We start from the raw sequence: 26,446 nt of genomic DNA on the forward strand, positions 1-26,446 counted from the left end.
CGGGTCACATCTGGCGGAACAGGTGCAGATACGTGCGGCTCACGGGCAGCACCTCCGCGCGGCCCTTCAGGTGGATGTCCGCGGTCTCGTTTTCGCCACGCAAGACATGGCTGATCGCGCGGAGATTCACCACCACGGAACGGTGCACCTGCACGAAATGCGCAGCATCCAGTTGCGCCACCAGTTCCTTCAGCGGCGTCCGGATCAATCCCCCGGCTGTCTTGCCGTCGTCGCCGCGCCATGCAACCAGGGTGTACTTCTCGTCAGAGCGCAGGAAGTCGATCTGGTCGACCGAAACCAGGCGCAGCGCCTGCCCGACCGAAACGCGGATCCAGCGCAGCGGCGTCAGTGCCGCCTTCTTGCAAAGGTGCGCTTCCAGTTGCTCCAGAAGCGTGCGGGTGTCGGGTACCGGTTGCGCGGCGCGCAATCGTTCCTGCAGACGCGCCACCGTGTCGCTCAGGCGTGCCAGTTCCACCGGCTTCACCAGGTAGTCAAGCGCACCCTGTTCGAAGCCCTGCACAGCGTACTGGTCGAACGCGGTGACGAAGACGAGATGTGCACGGCGATCGATGAAGCGCGCCACCTCCACGCCGGACAGGGCCGGCATATGCACATCGAGAAAGCAGATGTCGGGCCGCAGCGCCTCGAACTGCTCGACCGCCTCGCGGCCATTGCGCGCCTGGGCGACAACATGCAGTTCGGGCCAGGCCTGCGCAAGCAGCCGCATCAGCTGCTTGCGCAACAGTGGCTCGTCATCGGCGATCAATGCAGTGGGGCGCGAACTGCTCATGCCGGCCTCTCCCGCGCAGGAAACTCGAGTTCGGCGCAGACGCCCTTCGGTTCGAGCGGCAGCAACCGCAACTGCGTATCGCCGCCGAAGGCCAGCTGCAGGCGCTCGCGCAGGTTCGAAAGTCCGGTGCCCAGCCCATCGCCGGCCCGCCCCAGGCCGACGCCGGTGTCGATGACTTCAGCGCGGCAGCGTCCGTCCCTTACGCGCACGCGCACATCGATCCGGCCGCCTTCCTCGCTCGGGTCGATGCCATGCCGTACGGCGTTCTCGACCAGAGTCAGCAACGTCATCGCCGGAAGATGCGATGCCAGGGCCGCTTCATCGGCGTGCAGCGTGAACTGCAGGCGGTCGGGCATGCGCATGTGCATCACTTCCAGATACGCGCGCACCAGCTCGATTTCCTGTGCAAGTGTGGTCATCGGCTCGTGCAGGCGCGGGACCGCCGCACGCAGGTACGCGATCAGGCTGCCGAGCACCGCGGAGGCCTGCGGCGAGCCGGAATCGACCAGCTCGCGCACGTTGGCCAGCGTGTTGAACAGGAAATGCGGCTCGACCTGCGCCTGCAACAGCCGCAGACGGGCTTGCGCGGCATTGCGCTCGTACTCGCTGCGCTCCAGCTCGAAGGCCAGCGCCTGGCGCTGCGCGTGGCCGCTGATGTGCCGGTACAACGCCGTCATGGCGATCCATGGCGTCAGCAGGAGGCCCAGCCCGGTGATCATCGCGAAGCCGGACAGCCGGTCTGCATTGCGCGGCCAGGGCACTGCGTCGCCAAACGTGGTCAGCGAATAGGCGATCGCCACGGCGAACGGCACCGCAATCGCCACGCCTGCGACCTGCAGCACCCAGCGCGCCATCCAGCGCGGCAGGCGCCTGGGCCAGCGCTCGAACAGTCCGAAGACCATCAGCTGGAACAGGCCCAGGAACATCATGCGGACAAACAGCACGACCCACGGACCCTCCCAACTCGGCAGCAGGAGAACGCTCAGCACCAGGCTCGTCATCAGTACGAGCCGCACGCGTCGCCAGCCCAGCAGGCGGGGGTGCAGACCTCGTGGTTCTAGCGCGGGAGCCGTGGTCGCCATGGACCAACTATAGAGTAGGGTGCGGGCGGATTCGCACTGTGCGACCCGGCTGCGCAGCCCATCGCCGCCGTTCGTCCGCGACGATCGTCAGCCGACCCGCCCAGGCCGTCGTCCATCGCAAACGGCTCGCTTTCGCGCCTTCCCGCGGTCAACGTTTCGCTCGCGAAATCCGGCACGGGAGAGGGGTGGGACATGACGTGGCAGTTGATGGTGCATATCGTTGGCGGAGCCCTGGGTCTGTTGTCCGGAGCCGCGGCCATGATCGCGGCGAAGGGCAGTCTGCCCCATCGCATGGCGGGTCGCGTCTTCTTTGCCTCGATGCTGGTGATGGCGGTCATGGGTGGATATATCGCCGTCCTGGCGGGCGTGCGTGTCTCGGTATTGGCGGCGGCACTGACGGCCTATCTGGTCAGTTCGGGCCGGCTCGCCGCCCGGCGCGCCGACGGCGAGGCCGGCATCCTGGAATGGCTGGCACTGGCCGTCGGGGTTTCGGTTGCCGCCTATGGCCTGCATCTTGGCATCGAGGCCCGGAGCGGCCGCGCGGACGTGCTCGACGGCACGTTCGTCGTTCCCGCGGCGATCTATTTCGTGTTTTCCGGGATCGCCGCCTTCGGTGCCGTCAGCGATGCATGGACGCTCGCGCGTGGCGGCCTGAAACGCCGATCCCGAATCCTGCAGCACCTCTGGCGAATGTCCGTGGCGCTCTATATCGCGGCCAGCTCGTTTTTCACCGGGCAACAGGACCTCTTCCCGGAGACCTTGCAGGGCTCGTTCCTGCTCCAACTGCCGGAGCTTCTGGTGATCGGCCTGCTTGTCTTCTGGGTGCTGCGGGTCGCGCTGTCGAAGCGGTACCGCGCGCAGAGGCCTGCGAGGGTGGATCAGACAAAGGAAGTGAAATCGCCATCACTCTGAGGAAACAGCAGATTCCCGCAACTTCGAAATTCGCCCGAAATGTGCAGGGGAGCGGAACTCGTCAGCCGCCGCTGTCGTCTCCCGCAGGGGTTGGTCGTCCATGCGGTCCTCGCGACTGCCCCAACCATCAATCCGCCTCGCGATCATCCCCGACCATCGAATGCACGCCCCGCGCCGCGTAACGCCGCGCCACCACCGCGCACACCATCAACTGCAATTGATGGAAGACCATCAGCGGCAGCACCAGCGCGCCGAGGCCGCCGGCCTGGCCGGCGAAGAGGATCTTCGCCATCGGGATGCCGCTGGCCATGCTCTTCTTGGAGCCGCAGAACACGATGGTGATCTCGTCCTCGCGCGAAAAGCCTAGGCGGCGCGCGGCCCAGGTGACGGTCGGCATCACCACCGCCAGCAGCAGCGCGCAGGCGGCCAGGATGGCGAGCAGGGAAGACGGCGGCGTGTCGTGCCACAGGCCTTCGACCACCGCAGCGCTGAAGGCGGTGTAGACCACCAGCAGGATCGTGGCCTGGTCGGTGAAGCCAAGCAGCGGCTTGTGCCGGTCCACGAAAGTGCCGATCCAGCGTCGGGCGAAGTGGCCGAGCGCGAACGGCAGCAACAGCAGCAGCACGATGTCCAGCACGCCATGCCAGGAGACGCCGCTGCCGTGGTTTTCCAGCAGCAATCCCGCCAGCAGCGGGGTCAGCACGATGCCGAGGAGGTTGGACGTCGACGCGCTGACCACCGCGGCCGGCACGTTGCCGCCGGCGATCGAGGTGAACGCGATCGACGATTGCACGGTCGACGGCAGCAGGCACACGAACAGCAGGCCCAGGCTGAGCTCTGGCGTCAGCACGGCGTCGCCGAGCGGGCGCAGCGCCAGGCCGAGCAACGGAAACAGCACGAAGGTGCTGGCCAGCACGGTCAGGTGCAACCGCCAGTGCGTCATGCCCTGCACGATCGCTTGGCGCGGCAGCTTGGCGCCGTGCAGGAAGAACAGCAGCGCGATGGCCGCATCGGTGACGAGGTCGAACACGCGCGCGACCCCGCCTTCGCAGGGCAGCAGCGAGGCCAGCAGCACCGTGCCGAGCAGGGCCAGCGTGAAGTTGTCGGGAACCGCGCGACGCCGAGCCATGCAGGCGGTTCAGTCCAGCGTGCAGCGGGCGCGGCGGCGGTGCCGCCACCAGGAGACCAGCAGCACCAGCAGCAGGATGCCCAGCAGCACCCACAGGCTGGCCTGGCCGCGATGCATCCACGTCAGCAACCACTGGTGGTTGTCCGCGCCGACGAAGCCCAGGTAGACCCAGAACGGCACGCTGATCAGCGCGGCGCTGCCGTCGAGCAGCAGGAAGCGCAGGAACGAGACCCGGTGGGTCATGCCGGCGGTGAGATAGATCGTGGTGCGCATGCCGGGCAGGAAGCGCGCGATGAACAGCACGCGGTTGCCGTAGCGATGAAACTTCTCCTGCACTTTCGCGTAGCGCGCCGGGGTGAGGATGCGCGCCACGAAGCGCCATTGCAGGATGCGCGCGCCGTAGCGGTAGCCGAGCAGGAAGATCGCGCAGTCGCCCAGCAGCACGCCGAACATCGCCAGCGCGACCATCGCGTGCACGTTGGCATAGCCCAGGCCCGCGATCACGCCGCCAGCGACCAGGGTGATGTCTTCCGGCAGCGGCAACCCGGCGCCGCAGATCATCAGCGCGATGAAAACCGCCAGGTAGCCGTTCTCGGCAAAGATCGTGACCAGCTGCTGCAGCAGATCCATCAGTGTTTTCGTGCCTTCTGCCGTCGCGTCCCGGTCGCGGCCGTGCATGATCCCACAGCCGCGGCGTCCTTGCGGCGCGCCGGGACAGCATGCCGCACGGCGCGTGCGGCCTCCGGCAGCGCGGCGGCGTTCATGCCGGCGCCGTCGGCGGGGCCACGCGGGCGGCCAGCAGTTCGCGCAGCTCGGCCTTCTCGGCGCTGTCCAGCGCACCCTCGCGGCTCTTGGCAGTGAGCGCGTCGCGGCGCTGGCGGACGGCTTCTTCCTCCATCCGTCGCAGGGCATCGAAGAACTCCGCGGCCTGCGCCTCGGCCTCGCCCACCACAGTGGCGGCCATCAGTTTCTGCAGCGAGGGATATTCCGGCCGCTCGGCGAAATGCTCCACCAGCATCGCCGGGTTGATGCCGGGACGCGCGCGCGCCAGGTCGAGCAGTTCGGCCAGGAGCTCCACGCCGGGCTTGTCCAGGCGCAGGAAGCGATAGGGTTTCTCCACCCGGTCGGCCATCCCCGGCTGGGTCAGCAGCAGCGAGATGGCGCTGCGCACCAGGCTGCGCTGCACCGCCATCGGACGCTGCACCGCGCGATGGGCGGCGGGGTCGGCCTGCAGCATCGCGCGGGCGCCGCTGCGCTTTTCCAGCTCCTGCGCCATCAGGTCGCGGAAGGCGCCGTCAGGCAGCTTCGCGATCAGCGGCCGCGCGCGCTCGGCCAGCCGCGCGCGCCCGTCGAGGCTGGCCATGTCGACATCGCGCGACAGCTCGTTGAAGAAATAGTCCGACAGCGGCATCGCTTCCTTGATGCGCCGTTCGAAGCCGGCCTTGCCTTCCTTGCGCACCAGCGAATCGGGGTCCTCGCCGTCGGGCAGGAACAGGAAATAGGCCTGGCGGCCGTCGCGCAGCCGCGGCAGCGCGGATTCCAGCGCCTTCCACGCCGCGGCGCGGCCGGCGCGGTCGCCATCGAAGCAGAACACCACGTCGGGCGCGGCGCGGAACAGCAATTCGGTGTGCTCCGGCGTGGTCGCCGTGCCCAGCGTGGCCACCGCGATCGGCAGGCCGGCCTGGTGCAGCGCGATCACGTCCATGTAGCCCTCGACCACCACGATGCGGGTCAGGTTCGTGTTGGCCTGCTTCACCTGCCACAGCGCGAACAGCTCGCGGCCCTTGTGGAACAGCGTGGTCTCCGGCGAATTGAGGTACTTGGGGGATTGCTCCGAGCTGAGCACCCTCCCGCCGAAGGCGATCACGCGCCCGCGCCGGTCGAGGATCGGGAACATCAGCCGTTCGCGGAAGCGGTCGTACTTGCTGCCGCGTTCGCCGGTGGAAACCATGCCGGCCTCCTCGAGCAGTTCCATGCGGCGCGGGCTGCTGCCCAGCGCCTTGCTCACGCCGTCGTAGCCGGCCGGCGCCCAGCCGAGGCGGAAGCGCGCGATGGTATCGGCGTCCAGGCCACGCTTCGTGCAATACGCCTTCGCCTCGACGTTGCCCGGCAGCTGCTGCTGGTACCAGCTGGCGCTGGCGTCGAGCAGGGCGTAGAGATCGGTCTTGTCCTCGCGCGGGCGCTCGTCGCGGCCGCCTTCGCGCGGTACGGTGAGGCCCACGGACTGCGCCAGTTCCTCCACCGCGTCGGGGAACTCCAGCCGGTCGTAGTCCATCAGGAACTTGATCGCGCTGCCGTGCACGCCGCAGCCGAAGCAGTGGAAGAACTGCTTGGCCGGGCTGACGTAGAACGACGGCGTGCGCTCGTTGTGGAACGGGCAGCAGGCGGTCCACTCGCGGCCGGCCTTCTTCAACGGCACGCGCCGCTCGATCACGTCGACGATGTCGACGCGGGCAAGCAGTTCATCGATGAAGCTGTCGGGGATCAGGCCGCGCATAGACCGCCTAGTCTAGTCGGTCGCCGCCGGAGAGGCGCGCTGGCGCCGACCGGTGGCATACCGCGAGGCGACCTGGCGCCGGCGCGTGGTCGGGCCGGCTAGAACAGGCTGATCACGCCGACCAGGGCCAGCACCGCGAGCAGGAACAGGATCACGAAGCACGCGAACAGCACCTTGGCGATGGTCGCGGTGGCGCCGGATACGCCGCCGAAGCCGAGCCAGCCGGTGATCAGCGAAATGATGGCGAAGATGATGGCCCACTTCAGCATGCGGTCCTCCGGAAGGCGATGGGGTTTCCGGAGGTTGTAGCGGGAGCGGCGTGAAGGCGGCGCATCGCCGACCGGGCGGCGCGTCAGCCGGCCAGGCGGGCCTTGATGCGTGCGGAGACCACGCCCATGTCGGCGCGGCCGGCGGCCTTGTCCTTCACCGCGGCCACCACCTTGCCCATGTCCCGCGGCGAGCTGGCGCCGGTGTCGGCGATCGCGGCGGCGATCAGCGCGTCGATCTCGGCTTCGCCCAGCTTGGCGGGCAGGTAGGTTTCGATGACGGCCATCTCGGCGCGCTCCACCTCGGCCAGGTCTTCGCGCTGGGCAGCGACGTACTGGCTGACCGAGTCCTTGCGCTGCTTCATCATCTTTTCCAGTACGGCGAGCACCTGGCCATCGTCCAGCTCGATGCGCTCATCCACCTCGCGCTGCTTGATCGCCGCGAGCATCAGCCGGATCACGCCCAGCCGCGGCTTGTCGCCGCCGCGCATGGCGGTCTTCATGTCCTCGGTGAGCTGCTGCTTGAGCGTCATGGCGATGCCTCGTTGGGTGGAATTCCGATTCGTCGGAAACGGCAAAGCCGGCGTTGTCCCTGGGAACAACGCCGGCCATGGCCTATCCGGATGCTTGCGGCGGCAGCGAGAACCCGCGCCTGCCGCATGACTGTTGCCGCTCGACCCGCCGACGCGCGGCGGGGAGGGCGCTCAGTACAGGCGGACCTTGCGCGAAACGTCGCGCGAGAGGCGACGCAGGTGGCGCTTGACGGCGGCAGCGCGCTTGCGCTTGCGCTCCTGGGTCGGCTTTTCGTAGAACTCGCGCTTGCGCGTCTCGGCCAGCACGCCGGCCTTCTCGCAGGTACGCTTGAAACGACGCAGTGCGATCTCGAACGGCTCGTTCTCGCGAACTTTTACGTTGGGCATGGAAACTCCAGGTGGTAATCTGCCCGCCTGTGCGGGACAGTGGAAAGTGGTGAGCCGCGAATTATACCGTGGATAACAAAGAATTTTCAAAGCCGGCCCACCGGCCGGTGCTGGGCATCGAGAGCTCCTGCGACGAGACCGGCGTAGCCATCCTGCGCTGGCAGCCGGATGCCCCGGGGGCGGGCCTGCTGGCCCATACCCTGTACAGCCAGATCAAGTTGCACGCCGATTACGGCGGCGTGGTGCCCGAGCTGGCCAGCCGCGACCACGTGCGCAAGCTGCTGCCGCTGATCCGCGAGGCGCTGGCGCAGGCCGGGCTGGGCGTGCGCGATCTCGGCGGGGTGGCCTACACGGCCGGTCCCGGCCTGGTCGGCGCGCTGCTGGTGGGGGCCTCGGTGGGCCGCGCGCTGGCCTGGGCGCTGGACGTGCCGGCCGTCGCCGTCCACCACATGGAAGGCCACCTGCTGGCCCCGCTGCTGGAGCAGGACCCGCCGCAGCCGCCGTTCGTGGCCTTGCTGGTGTCCGGCGGCCATTCGCTGCTGGTCGAGGTCAAGGCGATCGGCCAGTACACCATCCTGGGCGACACCCTGGACGACGCCGCCGGCGAGGCCTTCGACAAGACCGCCAAGCTGATGGGCCTGCCCTACCCGGGCGGACCGGCGCTGGCGAAACTGGCCGAACAGGGCCGGCCGGGGGTGTTCCGCTTCTCGCGGCCGATGACCGACCGGCCCGGGCTGGATTTCAGCTTCTCCGGCCTGAAGACCCAGGTGCTGCTGGCCTGGCAGAAATCGGACCAGAGCGAGCAGACTCGCGCCGACGTGGCCCGCGCCTTCGAGGAGGCGATCGTGGAGACGCTGATCATCAAGTGCCGCCGCGCCTTGCAGGCCTGCGGCGCGCAGCGGCTGGTGATTGCCGGCGGTGTCGGCGCCAACCGCCGGCTGCGCGCGGAGCTGGCCGCGGCCGGCGAACACGACGGGTTCCGGGTGTATTTCCCGCGGCTGGCGTTCTGCACCGACAACGGCGCGATGATCGCCCTGGCCGGCGCGATCCGCCTGGCCGGCGGCCAGCATCAGGACGCCACCGTGCAGGTGCGTCCGCGCTGGGATCTGCAGACGCTGCCGGCGGCCTGAGTTGCCGCAGGGCGGGCAGTGTCCGCCCTGAGGACGCGCCGCGACTACGCGCTCACCATTGCGTGCGCCCGGGCAGCAAGCCCTTCAGCTCCGCGTCGGTGAGGTTGCGCCACTGGCCGGGTTTCAGGTGGGCCAGCTTCACGTTGTCGATGCGCACGCGGCGCAATTGGGTCACGCGATAGCCGAACGCCGCCGCCATCAGGCGGATCTGCCGGTTCAGGCCCTGGGTCAGCACGATGGCGAAGCCGAACTTCGCGATCCGGCGCACGCGGCAGCGCTGGGTCAGCTGGCCGTGGATGCGCACGCCCTTGCTCATGCCGGCGATGAACTCGTCGGTGACCGCCTTGTTCACGCCGACCAGGTATTCCTTCTCGTGGTGGTTTTCCGCGCGCAGGATCTCGTTGACGATGTCGCCATTGCTGGTGAGCAGGATCAACCCTTCGGAATCCTTGTCCAGCCGGCCGATCGGGAAGATCCGCTGCGGGTGGTCGACGAAATCCACGATGTTGCCGGCCACGCTCTGGTCGGTGGTGCAGGTGATGCCGACCGGCTTGTTCAGCGCGATGTAGACCGCCTTCTTCGCCGCCGGCGTGGCGGCCAGCACGCGCGCCCGGACGATCTCGCCATCCACGCGCACCTCGTCGCCGTCCAGCGCCTTGGCGCCGGTGCCGACCACCTCGCCGTTGATGCTCACGCGCCCGGCCAGCAGCCATTCGTCGGCTTCGCGGCGCGAACACAGGCCGGCTTCGCTGATGTACTTGTTCACGCGCATAAGGCCGGGAATCGGGAATGGGGAATCGGGAATCGGGAATCGGTGAGGTTGGGTGAGGTCGCTCTGATCGGATTTCGTATGGTTTTCGGGCATTGGGCGAGGCGCGTGGCTCACGTTCTGCAGCTTTTACCTATTCTCGATTCCCTATTCCCGATTCTCAGCTCCTCAGCCCCACGCCGCGCCTGAGCAGTTGCAGCGCCGCGATCGACAGCCCCGCGATGAACCCCAGCATCACCGCGAAGGCCCAGCCCACCGACACGTCGCTGATGCCGAGCACGCCGTAGCGGAACGCGTTGACCATGTACAGGATCGGATTGGCGTGGGAAATGGCGCGCCACGGCTCGCCCAGCATGTTGATCGAGTAGAACACGCCGCCCAGGTAGGTCAGCGGCGTGATCACGAAGGTGGGCACCAGGGCGATGTCGTCGAACTTGCTGGCGAACACCGCGTTGATGAACCCGGCCAGCGCGAAGATCACCGCACCCAGCAGCACCGCGGCCAGCGCGGTCAGTGGGTGCGCCACGTGCAGCGACGTGAAGAACAGCGCGACCACCAGCACCAGCGCGCCGACCACCAGGGCGCGTGCGACCGCGCCGATCACGTAACCGCAGAGGATCGCCCAGTTGGCCATCGGGGCCACCAGCATCTCCTCCACCGAGCGTTGGAACTTGGCGCCGTAGAACGAGCTGGAGATGTTCATGTAGCTGTTGTTGATAATCGACATCATCACCAGGCCGGGCACGATGTATTGCATGTACGGGAAGCCGTCGACCGTGCCGATGCGGCTGCCGATCAGCTTGCCGAAGATGATGAAGTACAGCGTCATCGTGATGACGGGCGGGATCAGCGTCTGGGTCCAGATGCGCAGGATGCGCACGATTTCGCGCCGCGCGACGGTGTACAGCGCGACCAGGTTGGTGGAACTGCTCATGCCGCCTTCTCCCGCTCCGGGGTGCGGCCTTGTTCGACCAGCCGCACGAACAGTTCCTCCAGCCGATTGGTCTTGGTGCGCATCGAATGCACCGTGATGCCGTGGTGGGTGAGTGCGCTGAACAGCGTGTTGAGATCCTGCTTGCGGGCCATCTCGGCCTCCAGGGTGCGCTCGTCGATGCGGCGCAGAGCGATGCCGGCCACGGTCGGCAGCTCGCCCGGCGGTTCGGCCAGGTCGAGCACGAAGGTTTCCACGTCCAGCGTCGCCAGCAGGCGCTTCATGCTGGTGTTCTCGATGATGGTGCCGTGGTCGATGATCGCGATGTTGCGGCACAGCGACTCGGCTTCCTCCAGGTAATGCGTGGTCAGGATCACCGTGGTGCCGGCCGCGTTGATGGCGCTGACGAAGTGCCACATCGAACGGCGGATCTCGATGTCCACGCCGGCGGTGGGCTCGTCCAGGATCAGCAGCTTGGGCTCGTTCATCATCGCGCGGGCGATCATCAGGCGGCGCTTCATGCCGCCGGACATCTCGCGCGCCTGGTGGAACGCCTTGTCCCACAGGCGCAGTTCCTTAAGGTATTTCTCGGCGCGTTCGGCGGCGGGCTTGCGCGGGATACCGTAGAAGCCAGCCTCGTTGACGCAGATGTCGAACGGCTTCTCGAACTGGTTGAAGTTGATCTCCTGCGGCACCAGCCCGATCAGCTGCATCGCCGCACTGCGCTCGCGCATGACCGAGCGGCCGAACACCAATGCATCGCCGCTGCTGGCGTTGACCAGCGAGGAGAGGATGCCGATCAGGGTCGACTTGCCCGCGCCATTGGGGCCGAGCAGGGCGAAAAAGTCGCCCTGCTGCACGGTGAGGCTGACGCCCTTGAGCGCTTCCACGCCGTTGCGGTAGACCTTGCGCAGGTTGTCGACGACCAGCGCGGGGGGCGAATCGTTTTGGGTGAAGGACATGGGCTGCGCCAAGGGGGACAAGCCGCTTATTATACGGGGCTGACCATCACCGTCCGGGCCCGCCCGACGCACACACTGTTTCGGGAAAACCATGGCCGAATCCTTCCAGCTCCGTCTCGTCGACGCCCGCATGCTCGCACCGACGGTGCGCCACCTGGTGTTCGAGCGTGTCGACGGGCAACCGCTGGCGTTCCAGCCGGGCCAGTTCCTGCAGGTGCATTTCCACTACGACGACGGCACGCCGACCAAGCGCAGTTATTCGGTGGGCAGCGTGGGCGACGGCTCCTCGCCCGTGCCGCACATCGAGATCGCGGTGAGCTACGTCGAAGGCGGCGCCGCGACGAAGCTGCTCGGCGAGCTGCCGGTCGGCGGCGTGATCGACGCCAGTGGCCCATACGGCCGCTTCTGCCTGCAGGAGGCCGACACCCACCCGCGCTACCTGCTGCTGGCCACCGGCACCGGGGTCACCCCGTACCGCGCGATGCTGCCGCAGATCGAGAAACTGCTGGCGGGCGGCAATCGCGAAGTGGTGCTGCTGTACGGCGCCCGCAACGAAACCGAACTGCTCTACGGCGAGGAGTTCGAGGCGTTCGCGCAGCGCCACCCCGGCTTCCTGTTCCACGGCTGCCTCAGCCGCGAGGCCCGCGCCGTGCCGCGCCCCGGCGATCGCGCCGGCCACGTGCAGCACGTGCTGGCCGAACTCGGGCCCAGCGCCGAACGCGACATCGCCTACCTCTGCGGCAACCCCAACATGGTCGATGCCGCCTACGCCGCCCTGCAGGAGTTCGGCCTGCCGGTGAAACAGATCCGCCGCGAGAAGTACATCTCCTCGCGCTGACGTCGCCGACCTTCCCGGTTCACGCCTCTTCCACGCGCGCATCACGCGCGGGGCGGTATGCAGGCGGACATGGAAGCGGCATGGCGTTCTTGCCCGGCTGAAACGTGACGCACATCACAGTTTGCGATGCGCGCCGGCTCCGCCGCTAAAGCCCGCACAAGCGCTGCCGAAAAGCCACTTGAGTCGCCCCGTCACAGGCGGGTTTGCGCAAGAGGTGCAGGGCATGAGGAGTTCGTGGAGCAGCAACGTGGTCGGAGGCGCATGGATGGCGCTGGCTCTGCTGGGCGCCTTCTCGGTGGCCAAGGCCGCCAGTGGGCGCATCTCGTTTTCCGGCGCGGTGGTCGAACCGACCTGTACCGTGCCGGCCCACTACCTTGCCGCCAGCATCGCCGCCCCGGCCGTAGACGCCCGCGCGCCGCTGCGACTCGCCTGCGGCCAGACCGCGACCGATCCCGGGCGGCCGTATTCGCGCGTGGTGCTGGATCTGGATGCGACGCGTGTCGCCGGCGATCGCCTGCTGACCTATTTCACCCGCAACCAGCATGGCGCAACCGCCGCGAAGCTTGTCGTGCACACCTACGAGTGAGGAGGGGTCGGGCCCGCCATCCGGCGTTGTCGCGCGTCCTTCAGGGGTAGGTCAACGTATAGGTGGCTGTCGCCGTGACCGACCCCGATGCAAGCGCTCCCGTGGTCCGGTAGTAGCGTGCGACCAGCGGGATTTGCGACGCACCACTGGCCGCGTTGAAGGTGACGGCCGTGCCCAGCGCGACCGGATTGCCGCTGGTTCCCGGCGCGCCGTTCCAGACGATCTGGATACCGACTCCCGTTGCCGTCCCGCTGTTCGACAACACGCCGTTGGGTCGGTTGACCGGGTTGGTCGAGTCCAGCGTGATCGCCAGCTTGGCGTTTGCCGAGCAGGTCAGCGGGATCGCGAAAGGCTTGTCACCCGTGGTCACGCCGGTCCCGCCGGCGAGAGCGCTGGTGGTGACCGTCGGCAGCGGCACGGTCAGGCTAGACGGCACGCTGCAGGCCGGGGCCACGAAAGTCAGCGATCCGGCCAGCACGATGGATGCGTCGACAATGTTGTTGCTGACGGTGCCGGCCTGAAAGTCGGCGAGCGCGCCGGACACCACCGTGCCGTCGTCGATATTGCCGGTCTTCACCAGCTCGACCGTGACGGGGTCCGCTTCAGTCCAGGTGGAGCTGCCGTCCAGGCTCTGGAACGGCCAGGGGCCGATGAGTCCGGGGTAGCTGCCCGAAGTCTGGGTGATCCGGAAGCTGATGCCGGTGGTGCCGATCGGGAACAGGTATTGCCCGGCAGCGGGAGTCGCGCCGGCACGGTTCGTCAGGCCCCAGTAGTTCTGGTTGCCGTTGCACTTGAAACTCACCGGTTGGCTGATTCCGGTCAGGCCGGAGGTGTAGAGCGTGGCGCCCACCGGGATGCCGGGATCGTTGACGATGGTCGCCGGGACGCCAACGGAATACGTGCCTGTTGAGTCGCCACGGCTGAAGGAGCAGCCGGCATGCGCGACGGGCGTTGCTGCCAGCAGGGTGCAAGCCAGCAGCAGGAGCCACCGGTTCGGCAATCGGAATGCCCGCGGGATGGAGGTGATGGGACCGTTGCTCATGGGCGGGCCTCTGCAAGCTTTGCTCGAAGGTCGGGTGCGACGCAGGTGGCCTCGATCCGCCGGATTCCCGCAGCCGTGCCGTTCGACTTTGCGAGGTCATAGGGGAGGGTGCATGAATGCGATGCGCCATCATCCGTTTGCCAGTTCACCCGCAGCGAGCCGCTGTCGTTCGGCAATCGCGCCATGATCTGCCCGGCCTGGCCGACCACGCCCACCAGCGTGCCGCGCGCGTCATCCACTTCGGCACCGAACGGCAGCGTGTTGCCGTCGGCCAGGCGGGTCTGGATCAGCACGAAGCGGCCGCTTTCGCTCTTGAACTTGATCAGCACCACCGCGCCGGCGCGCGGCGCGATCTGCGCGCTGGTGTTGTCCAACTGCACGTCCAGCGACAGGCCGGTGGGGTCGATGTCGATGCGGTTGAGCTGGTACGGAGTGAGGTACGGGATCAGCGCATAGCCGTTGTGCCCGATCCTCACGCCCGCGGCGTTGATGACCCGCGCGCCGGCGGCGTCCCGTGCCTCGACGAGGCCCACGGTGTCGCCCAGCGGCTGGCCGAAGGTGACGCCGCCGGGATGCGCGACGATGCCGCCGGCCAGGTTGAACGAGGCCTGCGAATAGCCGCTGCCCGCGCCGACGCCGACGTTGACCTGCACGTGGCTGCCGCGATAGCCGGCGTTGACGCTGCCGCTGGTGCCCACCGAGCCGCTGTCGCGACCGTTGTCGTGGGTGGCGGTGACGCCGTAGTTGAACTGGTCGTTGCTGCCGGCGGTGCCGCTGACGGTGGCCTGCTCCTGCGTGGCGTCGCTGCCGGTGCGGCTCAGCGCGCCGGTGAGGATCGGCGCATGCGCGCCGTTGCCCAGTGGGATCGTGAGGTTGAGCATGAAGCGGTTTTCGCTGCGCCCGAACAGGTTGCGCTCGCGGCTGGCCGAGACGTTGTAGTTCAGCCGGCCCACCGAGTTGTTGTAGCCGACCTGGAACTGGGTGTCGGTGCCGCCGCGGTTCCAGTAGTCGCGCGCCGAACCGGTGACGTACAGCGAGCCGCCGGTCGCGCCCAGGCGCTGGCTGAGGTTGATGCTGAAATTGTTGCGCTGGCGATCGACGCCCACGGTGTCCAGCGCGCCGGTGTAGTTGATGCCGGCCAGCGCCGCCTGCTGCTGCGGGGTGAGCAGGCCGGCCACCGGCACGCCGTTGATCAGGATCGGCCGGGCCGGGCCGCTGGCGAACACCGGCAGGCCGCGTTGCGCGTAGTCGCGCGCGCGCGCCGCATCGCGCAAAGTCAGGTAGCCGCTGGTGGAATAGCGATAGGCCGCCACCGACAGCGAGGTGCCGGTGGGCGCCATGATCTTGCTGTAGCTCAGCCGTACGCTCTGGCCGGACATGGTGTCGAGGCCGGGGATGCGCGTGCGCGCGCCGGTGATGTCCATCGCGAACGCGCCGTAGCGGGTGTTCAGCGCGCTGCCCAGCAGCATGGCGCCGTAACCTTCCGAGCCCACCACGCCGGCATAGCCGGTGAGCAGGTTGGTGAAGCCGTGCTGCAGGGTGGCCTGCACCACGTTCGGCTCGTCCTCGATGGTCTGCTCGCGCATCTGCCCCGCCGCGATGCTGAAGCGGTTGACGCCGGGGCGCAGCAGCTGCGGCACCGAGGCGTAGGGCACCGAGAAGCTGTGCACGCGGCCGCTGGCTTCGGTCACGCTGACTTCGAGATCGCCGCCGTAGCCGGTCGCATAGAGGTCGTCGATCACGAACGGGCCGGGCGCGACCGTGGTCTGGTAGATCAGCATGCCGTTCTGGCGCACCACCACCTTGGCGTTGCTGTCGGCCACGCCGCGCACGGTGGGTGCGTAGCCGCGCAGCGACTGCGGTTGCATGCGGTCGTCGGTGGCGATCTGCACGCCGCGCAGGCCGAAGCTGTCGAAGATCTCCCCGCTGGTCCAGGAGTCGCCCACGGTCAGCTGCGCGCGCAGTGCGGTCAGGTCGCGTTGGGCGTAGGTGGCGATGTTCTGCCAGTGGTGCGTGGAGCCGGCCGCGCCGGTGCCCGATTGCCAGTCCAGCGTCGAGTCGTGGCGGACCCGCCAGGCGCCCAAGTTGATGCCGGCATCCAGGCCCAGGTAGGTCGAGGTCTGGTGCAGGCCGCCGGCACCGGTGCGGTAGCTGTTCAAGTTGTAGTTGAGCAGGCCCGCGGTCACGCCCTCATCCCAGTATTGCGGGTCGACGTAACCGCGCGCCACGCGGCCCAGGAACGCCTGCGGCACGCTGGCGTCCAGTCGCAGGTCGCCGAGGTCGAAGCCGAGGCTGGCGCCCGGGATCACGCGCGTGATGTCGACGCAGGCGGCAGGGTCGGCCATTTCCGCAAGCAGCGCGTCGGAGAGATCGGCCGGGTGCAGACCCAGGGTGTCCAGCAGCGCCGGGGTCACGCAGGGCGTGGCGCTGGCGTCGGGCGAGGGCGCGGCCAGGCGCACGTCGCGGCGGCCGACCGGCGCGTCGTTGAGGTAGATGTCGACGCTGTAGTTTCCGGCAGGCACGAAATTGCCGCGTTCGAAGCGCGACAGGTCGGTGGTGTTCTGGCCCGCGCCGGCGAGCATGCTGCGGTCGAAGTTGGCATCCGCCGCGTCGGCCGCGGCGCCGGCGTCGGCGTTGGCCGCGGCAGCGTGGGCGGCACCGGCGGCGGTGGCCAGCGCCAGCAGGATCGACAACGCCAGCCGACGGCTGGCGACTGCGCGCGCGCGGGGCGTCGATGCGCGGGCGCGTGCGCGCTTCACGGCGTGATCGTGCCCTGGTTGGCGTCGGCGGCGCCGAAGTCGTTGATCGTGGTGAACGCGACGGCGGTGCCGGCGGCAGGGGCCGGTGCGCCTTCGGCAAGCGGCAGGCGCAAGGTTGACAGCGGCGCGACCATGCCCGCGTCGGTCGCCAACGCCGCCTTGCCGGCACTCAGCGACACCTTGCTGAACGTGACGTGGTAAGGCGTCGGGTTGTGCGCCACCAGCGCATGGCCGTCGCTGGCCACCGACCAGGTGATCTGCGAGGCGGCGGTCAGCGGGTTGCCGGCCAGGCCGGCCGGGCGGAAGAACAGCTTCAGCCGCGACCGCACGGCGAACTGCAAGGTGTTCTGCGTCTCGCCATTGACGGTGCCGGGCTTGGGCGGGATCTCGAGCACGTTCAGCCAGAACAGCGACTCGCGATCCGTCGGCAGCGGCTGGCCGGTGTAGACGATGCGCAGGCTCTGGCCCTTGCCGGCGTTCATGCGGAACAGCGGCGGCGTGATCAGGAACGGCACGCGCGCGGTATCGGGGGTGGAATCGGGGTTGCCGGCGTCGATCCAGGCTTCGACCAGGGCTGGTTGCTGGCCGTTGTTGTTCAGGCGCACGGTGACTTCGCCACTGGCGGCCGGGAACACCACGCGGGTGCCGCCGATCACGACGCTGGCATCGGCCGCGCCACTGAAGGCCGTCAAGGCAATCAGCATGGCGCCAAGGGCGAGCAGGTTCTTCATCGGAGGGTTCCCGGGATGGTGGGGCGGTGATGGCGGCTGGCAAAAAAACGGCGCGCTGCAGCCGCCATGGCGACTGCGGCGCGCCGATGTCGCGCTTACTGGTAGCTCAGGGTGAAGTTGACGGTCGAGGCGACCAGGCCGGCTGTGGCCGCGGCGCTGGCGGCGACGTAGCGGGCGTTCATGGCCACGCTGCCGCTGCCGCTGGTGACGTTGATCACCGGAGCATTGGCGCCGCTGGACGCGTTGATCAGGGAGGCGCCATTGAGCAACTGGATCTGCACGTTGGAGCCGCCGACGACGGTGTTCTTCAGGTTGCCGGTGCCGGCGTCGATGTTGCTGCCGCTGAAGCTCATCGCGGCGGTGGTGGTGTTGGTGTCGCAGCCGGTCAGCGCAACGGTGAACGGCGTGGTGCCGGCGGTGGCGCCCACGGTGCCCAGGCTGGCGGTCATCACGGTGGGCAGCGCCACGGTGGCGCCGCCATTGACGGCGACGGTGCAGGTGTCGGACAGCACCTTGCCGGAGATGGTGATGGTGCCGGTGTTGGCTGCCTGGGCGGTCGGCGCGAAGGCGGTGGCGGCGATCACGGCGACCAGTGCGGTGGAAAGCAGAGTCTTGTTCATGGTGTTCCTCGTTGGATGGATGGTTTCGGGATTTCGCCATCACCGCACGAGGTAAAGCCCGTTGGCGGCAAGGCATCTGGTAAACCGGCGGGTTCTGGCGAAATTCATCCCCCCGGATGAAATGCAGACCACGATCTACCGTGGCTTGCGGTGGCTAAAGCAACCGGCATGCCAATCATCCTGATCGTCCGGATTCCCCCTCGCCGCCACGACCTGCCGTGTGGTTTTTCTGCCGTAGGGCAAAAAATTGGCAGCGTTTGTCGGCGTTCCCCTACAGATTGCGTCACACGAAGTGCCAACTGCGTCACAAATTGTACTGATATATGAGGCTTGAGCAACCGCAATTCGTCTGACAGCTTAACTTTGGTCAAGTAGGCTTGACACTATTCAGCCGGCCCGATAGCTTCGCGGCGGGAAGATTGCCTGCGCGCCCGGAGCCCGCCGTGAACCCCCTTCGCCAGCGGCGAATCCCTCTCCCGCCGTCGTGCCCGCGGCTGCGGACAGCCGGAAAACCGGTCACGCCGGCATCCGCTTTGCCTTTTCTCGCTGTTGATCCGATGGCCCGCTTCGCCGTGGGCAGGCGCTTCGTCTTCTCGCGGAAAGTGCCGGGCAACAAGCTCCCCCCGCTGCAAGGCCGATCGATGCCGGAGTCCCGCCGATGAACAACTGCCTGCGCGAGTTGCGCGGCGAACAGGCATGGTCGCAGGCCGAGCTGGCCGAGCGCCTGGCCGTGTCGCGGCAAACGGTGAACGCGATCGAGACCGGCAAGTACGACCCCGGCCTGCCGCTGGCGTTCCGGATTGCGCGCCTGTTCGGGCGGCCGATCGAGTCGATCTTCCTGCCCGGCGTGGATGTCGCCGGGCAGGGTCGGGGGCGTCGGCCGACCTAGCGCGGCGGCGCGGTCAACTCGCGCGCATCCAGGCTGCCGTCATGGTTGCGGTCCAGCCGATGGAACTGGCGGCGCAGGTTTTCCTCGAATGCCGGGAGCGAAATCGGCTCGCCGCGGCGGCCCGGCAACTCGTCGGTTTCCAGCACGCCGTCGCCGTTGGCATCCATCTGCGCGAAGCCGCGGCTCATGTACTGGACGTATTCGGCGACGCTGACCTTGCCGTCGCCGTCGCGATCGAAGAACCCCAGGTAGGCGACGCGTGAATCCTGCGCGTGCGCAAGGGCTGCCAGCCACAGCAGCGGCACGGCGCACCAGCAGGGGCGCATGTTCAGCGGGCGCTGCCGTGGATGCCGATGAACTGCAGGAACTCGTTGCGCGTGCGCACATCGTCGCGGAAGCTGCCCAGCATCTGGCTGGTCACCATCGACACGCCGCGCTTGTGCACGCCGCGGGTGGTCATGCACTGGTGGCTGGCATCGATCACCACCGCCACGCCGCTGGGCTGCAGGGTTTCCTGGATGCAATGGGCGATCTGCGCGGTCAGTTTCTCCTGCACCTGCAGGCGGCGTGCGAAGCCGTCGACCACGCGGGCCAGCTTGCTGATGCCGACCACGCGGTTGGTCGGCATGTAGCCGACGTGGGCGCGGCCGATGATCGGCGCCAGGTGGTGCTCGCAATGGCTCTCGAACTGGATGTCGCGCAGCACCACCATCTGGTTGTAGCCGGCCACTTCCTCGAAGGTGCGCCGCAGGAACTCCGCCGGGTCCGATTCGTAGCCCGAGAACCAGTCCCGGTAGGCCTTGGTCACCCGCTTGGGCGTGTCCAGCAGGCCCTCCCGCGTGGGGTCGTCGCCGGCCCAGCGCAGCAGGATACGCACCGCGTCCTCGGCCTGCTGCTGACTGACTTCCTGGGAATGATGCTCTTCGTTCATGCGGGGGCCTCGGGATGGCTGATTTGCCAGTTTAACGTTCCCAACCTGATGACGTCTGTGTCGCCGGGGTTCCCGCGCGGGGAGGCCATTGTCAGTCTGACAAGACATGATGTAATGTATAACGTACACAACGTCCGATGGAGATGACACCATGTCGCGCAACCTGCGGTACTTCGTCCTGGTTCCGCTGTCCATGGCGGCGTTCTACGTGCTGTTCGTGCTGCCCGACGTGGATCTGGGCTGGCCCGGCGGGCTGGCCGTGCTTGGTGGCGCCTGGCTGGTCTGGTACCTGCTCTGGGCCACGCTCCAGGAATCCGCCGCGATGGCGGCCCGGGACGAGTCGGCGGCACCGGTGTCGCCGGGCGAGCAGCGGGCCTGGATCGGCCTGGTCTTCACCGCGGCCATCGGCGCCTACTACCTCCTGCGCGGTTCGCAGATGGTGGCTGCGGATGGGTCGATGGCGCCGGAGGCCTCGGCGATCGGCCGGCACATCGGCATGCTGGTGGTCGGCTGGCTGGTGGTGATGCAGCTGCTGCGGCATCGCTGGCGCGACACGGTGGAACAGGACGAGCGCGATCGCCAGATCGAGGCGCGCGCCTGCGGTTGGGCGCGGGTCGGCTTGTCGGTGTTCGTGATCGGCCTGGCCGTGATGTTCGCGTTCTCGCCGCTGGAACGCCTCGCCTGGGCCCGGCCGATGGCGGTCGCCAACCTGCTGATCGTCGGCCTGATGGCGTCGTGCCTGCTGGAATACCTGGCCACCGGCATGGCCTACTGGCACGACCGGCGCAGCGCATGAGCGGCACGCCGATCGACAACAGCATCCGCAAGCTGCGCTTCGAGCATGGCGAAATGACCCAGCAGGCGCTGGCCGATGCCTGCGGCATCACGCGGCAGACGGTGATCGCGCTGGAAGGCGGCAAATACGCGCCGTCGCTGGAGCTGGCCTTCCGTATTGCCCATGCGTTCGGCGTGGGGGTGGAGGACGTGTTCCGCTGGCGACGCTGAGGCTCAGTCGGCCGTCGGTTCGTCGCCGTCCTCCGTGGCGGGGGCGGTATCGAGAAGTTGCTGGCTGACCTCGCCGGGCAGTGTTTCGACGCCGCGCAGCCTGCGCTCGATCGCGCGCGTGCGCACGCCCGTCGCATCGATCTGGTTGCTGGCTTGGTCCAGATTCTTCTTGACCTTGTCCAGCACGGCGCCGAACTTGCCGAACTCGGTCTTGACCGCACCCAGCAGCTGCCACACCTCGCTGCTGCGCTTCTCGATCGCCAGCGTGCGGAAACCGGCCTTGAGGCTGGTCAGGATCGCCGCCAGCGTGGTCGGCCCGGCCACGGTGATGTGGTGTTCGCGCTGCAGCGACTCGAACAGGCCCGGCCGCCGCAGCACTTCGGCGAACAGGCCTTCGGTCGGCAGGAACAGGATGGCGAAATCCACCGTATGCGGCGGCACCACGTATTTGCTGCGGATGCGCTTGGCCTCCTCGCGCACGCGCCGTTCCAGCGCGTTGGCGGCATCGGCGGCGGCCGCGGCATTGGCGTTCTCGTGGGCTTCCTGCAGGCGCTGGTAGTCCTCGAGCGGAAACTTCGCGTCGATCGGCAACCACAGCGCGGCGCCATCGACGCCGTTGGGCATGTGGATGGCGTACTCCACCCGCGCGTCGGAGTTGGGTGCGACGGCCACGTTGACCGCGTACTGGTCGGGCGTCAGCAGCTGTTCGAGCAGCGCGCCGAGCTGGGTCTCGCCCAGCACGCCGCGGGTCTTCACGTTGCCCAGCACGCGCTTGAGGTCGCCCACGCCGACGGCCAGGCCCTGCATCTCGCCAAGGCCGCGCTGCACGGCCTCCAGTCGTTCGGAGACCAGCTTGAACGATTCGCCGAGGCGATTTTCCAGCGTGGCGTGCAGCTTCTCGTCCACGGTGGCGCGCATCTGCTCCAGCTTGGCCGCGTTGTCCTGCTGGATCGCGCCGAGCTTGGCCTCCAGCGTGGCGCGCACCTCGCCCATGCGCTTCTCGTGTTCGGCGCTGAGCGCGGCGAGGCGCTGCTGCTGCTGTTCGCCGAAGCGGTTGAGCGCGAGCGTGGTCTCCGCGCGGCTCTTGCGCGCGTCCTCCGCGAGTTGCTGCGCCAGGGTCTGCAGACCCTGGCTGGTGCCGTCGGTGAGCGCAGCCAGGCGCTGGCCGAAGCCCTCGATGCGCTCGGCCTGCTGCTGCGACATGCCGCCGAGCTGCTCCCCCACATGGCCGCGGAAACGGTCGAAACCCTGTTGCAACTCCTCCCGACCGGCGCGTTGCTCCTCGCGCAGGGTGCGCTCGACCCGGGCACTGTCGTCCTTCAGTGCATCCAGTTTTGCGCTCACGCCCGCGCCGTCGCGGCCGCGCAGCAGCGTGACGAGCTGCAACAGCAGCACCAGCACAAGCAGGATGACGAGGACGATCTGCAGGATCTCGTTGAGTGGCATGGAACGTTTCCCGGGTTCGATGCATCCAGTGTACGTCGAGCCGTCTCATGGCCTGCGCCGGCGTTTCACGCTGGAATGGCGGGCGTGGTGCATGATGGGCGGAGTGCTTGTTCAAGGAGAAGGTCATGGAACATGTCCACGATTACCTGATCATCGGCGCAGGCATGGCCGCCGATGCGGCCGCCAAGGCGATCCGCGAGGTCGATCCGGCGGCCGACGTCGGCCTGGTCGGCGACGAGACCTCTGCGCCGTACCAGCGCCCGCCGCTCAGCAAGGGGCTGTGGAAGGGCGACAAGTCGCCCGCCGACGTCGACCTGGCCACCGCGGCCAGCGGCGCCACCCTGCATCTCGGCCGGCGGATCGAATCGCTCGACCGCGCCACCCGCGTCGCGCGCGACGACCGCGGCGACACCTACCGCTATCGCCGCCTGCTGCTGGCCACCGGTGCCACGCCGCGGCAGCTGCCGTTCGAGGGCGGCAAGCGGCTGATCCATTACCGCACGCTGGCGGATTACCAGGCGCTGCACGGTTTCGCGCAGCCCGGCGCGTACATCGCGGTGATCGGCGGCGGCTTCATCGGCTGCGAACTGGCTGCCTCGCTGGCCGCGCTGGGTTGCAAGGTCAGCCTGCTGTTTCCCGGCGAGCTGCTGGGGGCAGGACGTTATCCCGAGGGACTGGCGCGTTTCATCACCGACTACTTTGCGCGCCATGGCGTGGACGTGCGACCCGGCGCGCAGGTCACCGGCAGCAATCCCACGGATGGCGGCGTGGAGCTGAGCCTGTCCGACGGCACGTTGCTGCGCGTGGAGGCCGCCGTGGCCGGCATCGGCGTGACGCCGAACGTCGCGCTGGCCGAACAGGCGGGGCTGGCGGTGGACAACGGCATCCTGGTCGATGCGCAGCTGCGCACCAGCGATCCGGACATCTGGGCCGCCGGCGATGTGGCCAATTTCCACAGTGTGAGCCTGGATCGCCGGATGCGCGTGGAGCACGAGGACGCCGCCGTCGGCATGGGCCGGCTCGCCGGCCGCGCGATGGCCGGGATCGCGGATGAGTACGTCACCCAGCCGTTCTTCTACTCCGACCTGTTCGACCTGGGTTACGAGGCGGTGGGCCTGCTCGATACGCGGCTGGAAGTGGTCGAGGACTGGCGCGAACCGAACCGCGAAGGCGTGGTGTACTACCTCGACGGCGGCCGCGTGCGCGGCGTGCTGCTGTGGAACACCTGGGACCAGGTCGATGCCGCGCGTGCGCTGATTGCCGAGCCGGGCCCGTTCGACGCCGCCTCGCTGCGTGGCCGGTTGCCGCAAAAGGCCTGACCGATGCCGCTCCCGCGGAGGCGAAGCGAAATGTAGGGCGGGCAAAGCCCGCCATCGGTATGCCGCGGAAGAGCTGGCGGGCAGTGCCCGCCCTACGCAGCTCGGGCTGTTTCAATCCACCCGGCAGAACACCGCCTTCAGGTAGCGCCCTTCCGGCACGTCGGTGCGGAACGGGTGGTCGGCGCCGGCGCCGCGCACTTCCAGCACCTGGATCGTGCGGCCGGCGTTGAGCGCCACCCGGCGCAGCATCTCCAGGAACTCGCCTTCGCCGACCAGGCCGGTGCACGAGCAGGTCAGCAGCAGGCCGCCGGACGGGATGATGTCCAGCGCCATGCGGTTCATCGCGAAGTACTTCTTCAGCGCGTCCATCATCTTGCTGCGGTCGCGGGTGAGCTTGGCCGGGTCGAGGATCACCGCGTCGTACTTCTCGCCGCGCGCGACGGCGGCGCGCACCCAGTCGAAGATGTCGGATTGCTCGAACGTCACCGCGACCTGGTTAGCTTCCGCATTCGCGCGGGCGACTTCCAGGATGCCCGCGTCCAGGTCCACGCCGACCGCCTCGCGCGCACCGCAGGCCATCGCGTGCACGGCGAAGCCGCCGGCGTTGCAGCACAGGTCGAGCACGCGGCGGCCTTTCGCCAGCTCGGCGAAGCGCTTGCGGTTGTCGCGCTGGTCGGCGAAGAAGCCGGTCTTGTGGCCGAGCCCCGGCGCGGCGTGGAAGCGCAGGCCGTGTTCGTGCACCTCGAACGGCGCCGGCACCTCGGGGCTGCGACAGTCGAACGACTCCTGCTTCTGCACGTGCGACTCGGCGAACCAGTACAGCTGCGCGCCGGGGAAGTGGGTGAGCAGGGCGGCGTGGATCGCTTCGCGAAAACGCCACATGCCGGCAGCGAAGTATTCGATGACGATGACGTTGGCGTAGCGATCGACGATCAGGCCGGAAAGGTCGTCGCCTTCGCTGTGCACCACGCGCCAGGCATCGCTGACCTCGTCGAGCTGCAGCCACTGGCGGCGCAGCTGCACCGCGCGGGCGATGCGCGCGGCGATCCAGTCGGCGTCGATCACGGCATCCGGATGCGTGTCCAGCAGGCGAAGGGCAATGCGCGCATGGCCGTTCCAGAATGCACGGCCGACGAAACGCCCCTTCGCATCCTGCACCTCGACCACGCTGCCCGGCGGCAGCTTTGACTCGGGCTTGTGCAGCTGCGCCGACCATACCCACGGGTGGCCGGGAGCACGATCGGATTTCAGGCGGATGACGGGGATCGCGGCGGGCGTGTTCATCCATGCATGATAGCCGCTGGTCGGGTTCCTCTTCGGAGCGTAGGGCGGGCACTGCCCGCCGCTTTGCGGGAAAGACCGGCGGGCAGTGCCCGCCCTACTCCCGTGCGTCAGCGCAGGCGCAGCACCAGCCAGGAGAGCAGGGCGAGCAGGTTGATGCCCAGGCGCGACACCGACGGGCCGGCGACCGCGAGCACGAAACCCTGGCTGCCGAGGTGCCAGTCCAGTCCCAGCCGCGGCGTGGCCTGCAGGGTGGCAAACACGTTGATGAAGGCGCCGCAGTGCAGGCCGTAGCTGAACACCGGCAGGGCGATCAGCGGCAATTGCAGCAACTGCGCCCAGCGCGACAGCCGCACGCCATGCTCGGTGCCGGCCACCAGCTGGACGCCGGCGGCGAGCACGAAACCGTACAGCACCAGGCCGATCAGGGCGATCACGCCGTCATGCGCGCCGAACGGCAACAGCCGCCGCAGCATCGCCGCCACGCCGTACAGGCCGCCGGCGATTTCGAGGACGCCGATCAGGCGGAACAAGGTGGTGCGCATGCAAGAAACTCCTGAAAGCAAGTCGGTGGATTGTAGGAGCCCGCTCGCGGGCGATGTTCCTGCTGCATCCCGAATCCGGGAACCGCATCGCCCGCGAGCGGGCGCCTACGAGGGGGCGCCGAGCTCGTCGGCCAGTTCATGCAGGTCGGCGACGTGCTGGTCCCACCAGCGCGATTCGGCGACGAAGGGGAACGCGGCAGGAAACGCCGGATCGTGCCAGCGTGCGGCGATCCAGCCGGCGTAGTGCAGCTGGCGCATCGCGCGCAGTGCCGGGATCAGCGCCAGTTCGCTGTCGTCGAAATCGCGGAACTGGCGGTAGCCTTCGAGCACGGCATCCATCGCGCGCTCGTCGTTGGCCAGCATCCACAAGTCCTGCACCGCCGGGCCGGTGCGGGCGTCGTCGAGGTCGACGAAATGCGGTCCGGCGTCGGTCCACAGCACGTTGCCGGGGTGGCAGTCGCCGTGCAGGCGCAGCTGGCGCACCGGACCGACCGCCTCCAGGCGCGCGGCGATGGCGGCATCCAGGCGAGTCGCTGCCGCGCGGTAGTTCCCCTGCAGCGACGTCGGCAGCAGCGACGAGTCGAGCACCGCGCACAGCGGCTGCTGCACCATGGTGTCGCGATCGAGCCGGCCGCGGTGGACGAACGGCGCACGCGCGCCGACCACGTGCATGCGCGCGATCAGCCGGCCCAGCCACTGCAGTTGGTCGACGGCTTCCAGTTCGGGGGCGCGGCCGCCGCGGCGCGGCGTCAGCGCGTAACGGAAGCCGCCGTGCAGCAGCAGGGAGCGGCCGTCGAATGCCAACGGCGCGACCACCGGCAATTCGGCCTCGGCCAGCTCCTGCGCGAACGCGTGCTCCTCGATGATCGCCGCATCGCTCCAGCGGCCGGGCCGGTAGAACTTCGCGATCACCGGCGGCGAGTCTTCCAGGCCCACCTGCCAGACCCGGTTCTCGTAACTGTTCAGCGCCAGCAGGCGTCCGTCCGGCCACAACCCGCAGGCGCCCACGGCATCGAGCACCAGGTCGGGGGTGAGGCTGGCGTAGGGCGCGTCGGCGGTCATGTCG

Annotated in this window: 29 protein-coding genes; 8 read left to right on the forward strand and 21 right to left on the reverse strand. The window is 68.3% G+C overall.

Annotation, left to right across the window (positions count from 1 at the left end):
* Window positions 1-4: 4 nt before the first annotated feature.
* Window positions 5-742, reverse strand: coding sequence for a LytR/AlgR family response regulator transcription factor (locus tag ACVCMG_RS12550; protein WP_447099575.1), 738 nt, complete (start codon window positions 740-742; stop codon window positions 5-7).
* Window positions 743-786: 44 nt separating this feature from the next.
* A complete protein-coding gene (locus tag ACVCMG_RS12555; RefSeq protein ID WP_447114269.1) occupies window positions 787-1,779 on the reverse strand; it encodes a sensor histidine kinase in 993 nt (330 codons plus the stop codon).
* Between the two features lie 285 nt (window positions 1,780-2,064).
* Between ACVCMG_RS12555 and ACVCMG_RS12560 the strand changes: the two genes are divergently transcribed.
* Window positions 2,065-2,784, forward strand: coding sequence for a hypothetical protein (locus ACVCMG_RS12560; RefSeq protein ID WP_447114270.1), 720 nt, complete (start codon window positions 2,065-2,067; stop codon window positions 2,782-2,784).
* A 127-nt stretch (window positions 2,785-2,911) separates the two neighbouring features.
* On the opposite strand, the gene ACVCMG_RS12565 is transcribed toward ACVCMG_RS12560, so the two are convergent.
* From ACVCMG_RS12565 to rpsU, 6 genes are all read right to left on the reverse strand, one after another.
* The gene (locus ACVCMG_RS12565) at window positions 2,912-3,913 is read right to left on the reverse strand and encodes a bile acid:sodium symporter family protein (RefSeq protein WP_447114271.1); all 1,002 of its coding nucleotides are present in this window, start codon (window positions 3,911-3,913) and stop codon (window positions 2,912-2,914) included.
* A gap of 9 nt (window positions 3,914-3,922) precedes the next feature.
* Window positions 3,923-4,543, reverse strand: coding sequence for a DedA family protein (locus ACVCMG_RS12570; protein ID WP_395120338.1), 621 nt, complete (start codon window positions 4,541-4,543; stop codon window positions 3,923-3,925).
* 130 nt (window positions 4,544-4,673) lie between these two features.
* On the reverse strand, window positions 4,674-6,410 hold the full coding sequence (dnaG, locus tag ACVCMG_RS12575; RefSeq protein ID WP_447106845.1) for a DNA primase: 1,737 nt from the start codon (window positions 6,408-6,410) through the stop codon (window positions 4,674-4,676).
* 98 nt (window positions 6,411-6,508) lie between these two features.
* A complete protein-coding gene (locus ACVCMG_RS12580; protein WP_136257740.1) occupies window positions 6,509-6,679 on the reverse strand; it encodes a DUF1328 domain-containing protein in 171 nt (56 codons plus the stop codon).
* Between the two features lie 83 nt (window positions 6,680-6,762).
* Window positions 6,763-7,209, reverse strand: a complete 447-nt coding sequence (locus tag ACVCMG_RS12585) for a GatB/YqeY domain-containing protein (protein ID WP_395120336.1) — start codon at window positions 7,207-7,209, stop codon at window positions 6,763-6,765.
* 171 nt (window positions 7,210-7,380) lie between these two features.
* Window positions 7,381-7,596, reverse strand: coding sequence for a 30S ribosomal protein S21 (gene rpsU, locus ACVCMG_RS12590; protein WP_007081639.1), 216 nt, complete (start codon window positions 7,594-7,596; stop codon window positions 7,381-7,383).
* Between the two features lie 68 nt (window positions 7,597-7,664).
* On the opposite strand from rpsU, the gene tsaD reads away from it, so the two are divergent.
* A complete protein-coding gene (tsaD, locus tag ACVCMG_RS12595) occupies window positions 7,665-8,726 on the forward strand; it encodes a tRNA (adenosine(37)-N6)-threonylcarbamoyltransferase complex transferase subunit TsaD (protein ID WP_395120335.1) in 1,062 nt (353 codons plus the stop codon).
* Window positions 8,727-8,778: 52 nt separating this feature from the next.
* Here tsaD and ACVCMG_RS12600 read toward each other — a convergent pair whose 3' ends face one another.
* The 3 genes from ACVCMG_RS12600 to ACVCMG_RS12610 form a co-directional block, all read right to left on the reverse strand.
* Window positions 8,779-9,498, reverse strand: a complete 720-nt coding sequence (locus ACVCMG_RS12600) for a pseudouridine synthase (protein WP_395120334.1) — start codon at window positions 9,496-9,498, stop codon at window positions 8,779-8,781.
* A 157-nt stretch (window positions 9,499-9,655) separates the two neighbouring features.
* Entirely contained in the window at window positions 9,656-10,429 is a 774-nt protein-coding gene (locus ACVCMG_RS12605) for an ABC transporter permease (protein WP_395120333.1), read from the reverse strand.
* Window positions 10,426-11,388, reverse strand: coding sequence for an ABC transporter ATP-binding protein (locus ACVCMG_RS12610; protein WP_395120332.1), 963 nt, complete (start codon window positions 11,386-11,388; stop codon window positions 10,426-10,428). The genes ACVCMG_RS12605 and ACVCMG_RS12610 overlap by 4 nt, the downstream gene beginning before the upstream one ends.
* Window positions 11,389-11,479: 91 nt before the next feature.
* Here ACVCMG_RS12610 and ACVCMG_RS12615 point away from each other — a divergent pair, with 91 nt between their 5' ends.
* Together ACVCMG_RS12615 and ACVCMG_RS12620 are read left to right on the forward strand one after the other, a co-directional pair.
* Complete coding sequence (locus tag ACVCMG_RS12615) at window positions 11,480-12,226, forward strand: ferredoxin--NADP reductase (protein WP_395120331.1); 747 nt, start codon at window positions 11,480-11,482, stop codon at window positions 12,224-12,226.
* A 223-nt stretch (window positions 12,227-12,449) separates the two neighbouring features.
* Window positions 12,450-12,812 (forward strand): hypothetical protein, encoded by a 363-nt coding sequence (locus ACVCMG_RS12620; protein ID WP_395120330.1) that lies wholly within the window; start codon window positions 12,450-12,452, stop codon window positions 12,810-12,812.
* A gap of 40 nt (window positions 12,813-12,852) precedes the next feature.
* On the opposite strand, the gene ACVCMG_RS12625 is transcribed toward ACVCMG_RS12620, so the two are convergent.
* The 4 genes from ACVCMG_RS12625 to ACVCMG_RS12640 all read right to left on the reverse strand — a co-directional run bounded on the left by ACVCMG_RS12625 (window position 12,853) and on the right by ACVCMG_RS12640 (window position 17,964).
* Complete coding sequence (locus ACVCMG_RS12625; protein ID WP_447114272.1) at window positions 12,853-13,854, reverse strand: fimbrial protein; 1,002 nt, start codon at window positions 13,852-13,854, stop codon at window positions 12,853-12,855.
* Window positions 13,851-16,613: a fimbria/pilus outer membrane usher protein gene (locus tag ACVCMG_RS12630; protein ID WP_447114273.1), complete on the reverse strand. Its 2,763-nt coding sequence runs from the start codon at window positions 16,611-16,613 to the stop codon at window positions 13,851-13,853. The genes ACVCMG_RS12625 and ACVCMG_RS12630 overlap by 4 nt, the downstream gene beginning before the upstream one ends.
* Window positions 16,610-17,344 (reverse strand): fimbrial biogenesis chaperone, encoded by a 735-nt coding sequence (locus ACVCMG_RS12635; protein WP_395120327.1) that lies wholly within the window; start codon window positions 17,342-17,344, stop codon window positions 16,610-16,612. Before ACVCMG_RS12635 ends, ACVCMG_RS12630 begins: the two co-directional genes overlap by 4 nt.
* 95 nt (window positions 17,345-17,439) lie before the next feature.
* Window positions 17,440-17,964, reverse strand: coding sequence for a fimbrial protein (locus ACVCMG_RS12640; protein ID WP_395120326.1), 525 nt, complete (start codon window positions 17,962-17,964; stop codon window positions 17,440-17,442).
* 658 nt (window positions 17,965-18,622) lie between these two features.
* Here ACVCMG_RS12640 and ACVCMG_RS12645 point away from each other — a divergent pair.
* Window positions 18,623-18,853 (forward strand): helix-turn-helix transcriptional regulator, encoded by a 231-nt coding sequence (locus tag ACVCMG_RS12645; protein ID WP_395120325.1) that lies wholly within the window; start codon window positions 18,623-18,625, stop codon window positions 18,851-18,853.
* Here the strand turns inward: ACVCMG_RS12645 and ACVCMG_RS12650 are convergent.
* Together ACVCMG_RS12650 and folE are read right to left on the reverse strand one after the other, a co-directional pair.
* The gene (locus ACVCMG_RS12650) at window positions 18,850-19,179 is read right to left on the reverse strand and encodes an EF-hand domain-containing protein (RefSeq protein ID WP_447114274.1); all 330 of its coding nucleotides are present in this window, start codon (window positions 19,177-19,179) and stop codon (window positions 18,850-18,852) included. The two genes, ACVCMG_RS12645 and ACVCMG_RS12650, sit on opposite strands and share 4 nt — an antisense overlap.
* 2 nt (window positions 19,180-19,181) lie before the next feature.
* Window positions 19,182-19,784, reverse strand: coding sequence for a GTP cyclohydrolase I FolE (gene folE / locus ACVCMG_RS12655; RefSeq protein WP_447114275.1), 603 nt, complete (start codon window positions 19,782-19,784; stop codon window positions 19,182-19,184).
* Between the two features lie 151 nt (window positions 19,785-19,935).
* On the opposite strand from folE, the gene ACVCMG_RS12660 reads away from it, so the two are divergent.
* Together ACVCMG_RS12660 and ACVCMG_RS12665 are read left to right on the forward strand one after the other, a co-directional pair.
* Complete coding sequence (locus ACVCMG_RS12660; RefSeq protein ID WP_447106837.1) at window positions 19,936-20,580, forward strand: hypothetical protein; 645 nt, start codon at window positions 19,936-19,938, stop codon at window positions 20,578-20,580.
* The gene (locus tag ACVCMG_RS12665; RefSeq protein WP_395120321.1) at window positions 20,577-20,789 is read left to right on the forward strand and encodes a helix-turn-helix transcriptional regulator; all 213 of its coding nucleotides are present in this window, start codon (window positions 20,577-20,579) and stop codon (window positions 20,787-20,789) included. The genes ACVCMG_RS12660 and ACVCMG_RS12665 overlap by 4 nt, the downstream gene beginning before the upstream one ends.
* 3 nt (window positions 20,790-20,792) lie before the next feature.
* Here the strand turns inward: ACVCMG_RS12665 and rmuC are convergent, their stop codons facing one another.
* Complete coding sequence (gene rmuC, locus ACVCMG_RS12670; RefSeq protein ID WP_447114276.1) at window positions 20,793-22,235, reverse strand: DNA recombination protein RmuC; 1,443 nt, start codon at window positions 22,233-22,235, stop codon at window positions 20,793-20,795.
* A gap of 125 nt (window positions 22,236-22,360) precedes the next feature.
* Here rmuC and ACVCMG_RS12675 point away from each other — a divergent pair, with 125 nt between their 5' ends.
* The gene (locus ACVCMG_RS12675; protein WP_447099622.1) at window positions 22,361-23,554 is read left to right on the forward strand and encodes an NAD(P)/FAD-dependent oxidoreductase; all 1,194 of its coding nucleotides are present in this window, start codon (window positions 22,361-22,363) and stop codon (window positions 23,552-23,554) included.
* A 111-nt stretch (window positions 23,555-23,665) separates the two neighbouring features.
* Here ACVCMG_RS12675 and ACVCMG_RS12680 read toward each other — a convergent pair whose 3' ends face one another.
* The 3 genes from ACVCMG_RS12680 to ACVCMG_RS12690 form a co-directional block, all read right to left on the reverse strand.
* Window positions 23,666-24,838 (reverse strand): class I SAM-dependent rRNA methyltransferase, encoded by a 1,173-nt coding sequence (locus ACVCMG_RS12680; RefSeq protein ID WP_447114277.1) that lies wholly within the window; start codon window positions 24,836-24,838, stop codon window positions 23,666-23,668.
* Window positions 24,839-24,945: 107 nt separating this feature from the next.
* A complete protein-coding gene (locus ACVCMG_RS12685) occupies window positions 24,946-25,380 on the reverse strand; it encodes a hypothetical protein (protein WP_395120317.1) in 435 nt (144 codons plus the stop codon).
* A gap of 105 nt (window positions 25,381-25,485) precedes the next feature.
* Window positions 25,486-26,442, reverse strand: a complete 957-nt coding sequence (locus tag ACVCMG_RS12690; RefSeq protein ID WP_447115417.1) for a serine/threonine protein kinase — start codon at window positions 26,440-26,442, stop codon at window positions 25,486-25,488.
* Between the last annotated feature and the right edge of the window lie 4 nt (window positions 26,443-26,446).

The sequence above is a fragment of the Rhodanobacter sp. UC4451_H18 genome, assembly GCF_052978225.1.

Bases quoted from the DNA above. Each gene is read 5' to 3' on its own strand.
- ACVCMG_RS12560 (WP_447114270.1), top strand. From the start codon at position 2,065: ATGACGTGGCAGTTGATGGTGCATATCGTTGGCGGAGCCCTGGGTCTG.
- ACVCMG_RS12565 (WP_447114271.1), bottom strand. From the start codon at position 3,913: ATGGCTCGGCGTCGCGCGGTTCCCGACAACTTCACGCTGGCCCTGCTC.
- ACVCMG_RS12570 (WP_395120338.1), bottom strand. From the start codon at position 4,543: ATGGATCTGCTGCAGCAGCTGGTCACGATCTTTGCCGAGAACGGCTAC.
- dnaG (WP_447106845.1), bottom strand. From the start codon at position 6,410: ATGCGCGGCCTGATCCCCGACAGCTTCATCGATGAACTGCTTGCCCGC.
- ACVCMG_RS12580 (WP_136257740.1), bottom strand. From the start codon at position 6,679: ATGCTGAAGTGGGCCATCATCTTCGCCATCATTTCGCTGATCACCGGC.
- ACVCMG_RS12585 (WP_395120336.1), bottom strand. From the start codon at position 7,209: ATGACGCTCAAGCAGCAGCTCACCGAGGACATGAAGACCGCCATGCGC.
- rpsU (WP_007081639.1), bottom strand. From the start codon at position 7,596: ATGCCCAACGTAAAAGTTCGCGAGAACGAGCCGTTCGAGATCGCACTG.
- ACVCMG_RS12600 (WP_395120334.1), bottom strand. From the start codon at position 9,498: ATGCGCGTGAACAAGTACATCAGCGAAGCCGGCCTGTGTTCGCGCCGC.
- ACVCMG_RS12605 (WP_395120333.1), bottom strand. From the start codon at position 10,429: ATGAGCAGTTCCACCAACCTGGTCGCGCTGTACACCGTCGCGCGGCGC.
- ACVCMG_RS12610 (WP_395120332.1), bottom strand. From the start codon at position 11,388: ATGTCCTTCACCCAAAACGATTCGCCCCCCGCGCTGGTCGTCGACAAC.
- ACVCMG_RS12615 (WP_395120331.1), top strand. From the start codon at position 11,480: ATGGCCGAATCCTTCCAGCTCCGTCTCGTCGACGCCCGCATGCTCGCA.
- ACVCMG_RS12620 (WP_395120330.1), top strand. From the start codon at position 12,450: ATGAGGAGTTCGTGGAGCAGCAACGTGGTCGGAGGCGCATGGATGGCG.
- ACVCMG_RS12625 (WP_447114272.1), bottom strand. From the start codon at position 13,854: ATGAGCAACGGTCCCATCACCTCCATCCCGCGGGCATTCCGATTGCCG.
- ACVCMG_RS12635 (WP_395120327.1), bottom strand. From the start codon at position 17,344: ATGAAGAACCTGCTCGCCCTTGGCGCCATGCTGATTGCCTTGACGGCC.
- ACVCMG_RS12640 (WP_395120326.1), bottom strand. From the start codon at position 17,964: ATGAACAAGACTCTGCTTTCCACCGCACTGGTCGCCGTGATCGCCGCC.
- ACVCMG_RS12645 (WP_395120325.1), top strand. From the start codon at position 18,623: ATGAACAACTGCCTGCGCGAGTTGCGCGGCGAACAGGCATGGTCGCAG.
- ACVCMG_RS12650 (WP_447114274.1), bottom strand. From the start codon at position 19,179: ATGCGCCCCTGCTGGTGCGCCGTGCCGCTGCTGTGGCTGGCAGCCCTT.
- folE (WP_447114275.1), bottom strand. From the start codon at position 19,784: ATGAACGAAGAGCATCATTCCCAGGAAGTCAGTCAGCAGCAGGCCGAG.
- ACVCMG_RS12660 (WP_447106837.1), top strand. From the start codon at position 19,936: ATGTCGCGCAACCTGCGGTACTTCGTCCTGGTTCCGCTGTCCATGGCG.
- ACVCMG_RS12665 (WP_395120321.1), top strand. From the start codon at position 20,577: ATGAGCGGCACGCCGATCGACAACAGCATCCGCAAGCTGCGCTTCGAG.
- rmuC (WP_447114276.1), bottom strand. From the start codon at position 22,235: ATGCCACTCAACGAGATCCTGCAGATCGTCCTCGTCATCCTGCTTGTG.
- ACVCMG_RS12675 (WP_447099622.1), top strand. From the start codon at position 22,361: ATGGAACATGTCCACGATTACCTGATCATCGGCGCAGGCATGGCCGCC.
- ACVCMG_RS12680 (WP_447114277.1), bottom strand. From the start codon at position 24,838: ATGAACACGCCCGCCGCGATCCCCGTCATCCGCCTGAAATCCGATCGT.
- ACVCMG_RS12685 (WP_395120317.1), bottom strand. From the start codon at position 25,380: ATGCGCACCACCTTGTTCCGCCTGATCGGCGTCCTCGAAATCGCCGGC.
- ACVCMG_RS12690 (WP_447115417.1), bottom strand. From the start codon at position 26,442: ATGACCGCCGACGCGCCCTACGCCAGCCTCACCCCCGACCTGGTGCTC.